Origin of the sequence: Leptospira sp. B5-022, from assembly GCF_000347035.1 — a bacterium.
GTDB classification, from domain to species: Bacteria; Spirochaetota; Leptospiria; order Leptospirales; family Leptospiraceae; genus Leptospira_B; species Leptospira_B cinconiae.
Window position 1 is genome coordinate 1 of the sequence record NZ_ANIJ01000033.1, and the last position, 2463, is coordinate 2463.

Annotated in this window: 3 protein-coding genes; all 3 read right to left on the reverse strand. The window is 40.2% G+C overall.

Features of this window, described 5'->3' with window-relative positions; translation table 11 throughout:
• Positions 1 to 636: 636 nt before the first annotated feature.
• Positions 637 to 927: a helix-turn-helix transcriptional regulator gene (locus LEP1GSC192_RS15250; RefSeq protein ID WP_036090480.1), complete on the reverse strand. Its 291-nt coding sequence runs from the start codon at positions 925 to 927 to the stop codon at positions 637 to 639.
• Entirely contained in the window at positions 914 to 1306 is a 393-nt protein-coding gene (locus LEP1GSC192_RS15255; RefSeq protein WP_036090477.1) for a type II toxin-antitoxin system RelE/ParE family toxin, read from the reverse strand. The genes LEP1GSC192_RS15250 and LEP1GSC192_RS15255 overlap by 14 nt, the downstream gene beginning before the upstream one ends.
• 289 nt (positions 1307 to 1595) lie before the next feature.
• The gene (locus tag LEP1GSC192_RS15260; protein WP_020770887.1) at positions 1596 to 2279 is read right to left on the reverse strand and encodes a hypothetical protein; all 684 of its coding nucleotides are present in this window, start codon (positions 2277 to 2279) and stop codon (positions 1596 to 1598) included.
• Positions 2280 to 2463: the final 184 nt, after the last annotated feature.

Sequence of the window (2463 nt, forward strand, 5' to 3'; positions counted from 1 at the left end):
ACGACCAAGGGTTGGCGACGTTTCGCGAGTGCGTAGCACTTGGCGCGAGACTTGCTCTGCAAGGCGAGTGACAAAGCGAAATGTGGCGGAGCCTGGAGCGAGGGTCACGAAGTGAGCCCGAAGCGTAACGCCAAGCCGAAAGTTAGGCGATGTCCCGCCCAAACACGTTGCACCCTAAACAAATGTGCAATCAAAGAATAATCCAATACAATCGGATTGACAACAACAATACGAGTCGCTCCCCTTTTGCGAGATTGGTTAGCCTATAACCATGAGCTTCTAGTCCGACGCTGGATTTCGAGATGCAAAAACCTGCGATGGCACCAGCTTAAATGGGGAGCGTAGTCAGAATAAAGTCTGCAATGCTCTTTGAAGAAAATTTTAATACTTCCGAGCTTCAATACAAAAAAAACAAATCTTTGCGGGATTTCGCCTAACGACCGAGGTGCTCCGACGTTCGCAACGGCACGAGTTTGCTCTGCAAACGAAGTGACGGACGCGAATGTGGCGAAGCCCAAGCGAGTGGGTTGCGTAAGCAAGTCCCGAGCGTCGCGGAGGCACCGAAAGTTATCCGACGTTTTCAAGCCGCATCGGAAAAGCTTCATATTTTACAGGATGTAAAATATGAAGACCATTTCATGCCGAAACTTTTCGACCTTTAATTGTATTTAATGATAAATCCAAATCTAATGCATGGCAGATTTTTAGGAACGTACTAACATTCGTATTAATACCTGTTTCTAATCTACTAACCTGTTGCTGGGTAACATGAGCCCTTTTCGCTAAATCTGCCTGACTTAAACCCTTCTTATTTCTATATTCCTGAATCTTTAAAGCTAGTGATAACAATTGTTTCTCTTGATCAAATGCTTCTGAGAACTTAGCATTGTTCAGTTTACTTTTTAAATGCGATTTAAAACTCTTCATCATTTAATCTCCTTCTTAACTTCTCTTCAGTAAATCGAGAGAGGAAGTCTTCTCGACAACTTATTGCTCTATTAATCTCCCGAATCGGAACTTTCTGAACATTCTTTATAAATGCATGAGTAATTATAATGTAATGCCTAAATGTAAAAAAATATAAGAATCTAACTTGGTCTCCTGAAAGTTTCAGTCTTAATTCATGTATGCCGTCAGTTAGAAAGTCAGCATATGGTCTAGGTAAATTCGGACCGTGCTGCTCTAATTGATCAATCAAGGCCATGATTTTAGCCTGATTATTCACAGATCGACTATCAATAAATTCTGAAGTTGGGCAGTTCCCCTCTTCATCCTCATAATATACAACAGTCCATTTCTGGCTCACAAGTCATATTACATCATATACGGTGTAATGTCAATTCCCAAATCTAATCAGTAATTCGCGGGCATGGAGGCCCGCTACGCAGCGCATTCAAAGCGGGTTGAAAATGTTCGGATAACGACCAAGCCTAGCCGACGTTTCGCGAGTGCGTAAGCACTTGGCGCGAGTTTTGCTCTGCAAAACGAGTGACAAAGCGAAATGTGCCGGAGGCCAAGCAAGGGTCGCTTTAGCGATCCCGCAGCGCTGCGGCTGAGGCGCAAGTTAGACGCAGTAATGAAACTCAAAAGGAAAATTATGCCAACAACTTTATTCTCTGCCAATGTTTCACAAGAAAAATGAAATTAATATAAGTAACAAATATAGTCGCCGAAAGAAGCAAATCTTCAAGCACCCTAACAAAAGGCCTTTCAAACATCCCCAACACTCCTATCAATGTAGGAATAATTAAAAATATAGAGAAATATATGTATGATTCTTTATTTAAGAAAATTATTTTTAAATTTGAAAAATAATTACCCATTGATCGTAATCCAACTATAGTTGCTGCCCCGGCCAAATATATGACAAAATACAACGCAATCCCAACAATTAAGATTATACTATTTGCTGCAGATTGCTCTATCTTATCAAAATCCGTTTGAGATCCGGTAATGATAAATAGTATATAACAATAGATAATAAAGCTGAACCAGTTTACTAATGTATAAACGAAAAGTCGACCAATCATTCCGATAAAGCTAACTTCTATAATATTTGGTATGTAAGTTAATTCTAGAATAGCTTTTAGTCCGAGAATTATGAAACATATGGCTAATACAACTACTAAGCTATTAAATGAGCCCGAAATATCATTATTTTCAGCGTCTATACTGAAATATTTTCCCGGAACTATTAGAATTTGAATTAACAAATAACATAAAACAGAGAATTGAAAATACTTGTTTTTAAAAATTAAGATAATTGTTTCTTTATTCACGTATTAAAAGTCCTTTTTTTCATTATTGCGTCTAACGACCAAGCCTAGCCGACGTTTCGCGAGTGCGCAAGCACTTGGCGCGAGGCTTGCTTAGCAAGACGAGTGACAAAGCGAAATGTGCCGTAGGCCAAGCAAGGGTCGCTTTAGCGATCCCGCAGCGCTGCGGCTGAGGCGACAGTTATGA

What these genes read in the sequence shown, in the direction of transcription:
- LEP1GSC192_RS15250 (WP_036090480.1), bottom strand. Translation starts at nt 927, where the DNA reads ATGAAGAGTTTTAAATCGCATTTAAAAAGTAAACTGAACAATGCTAAG.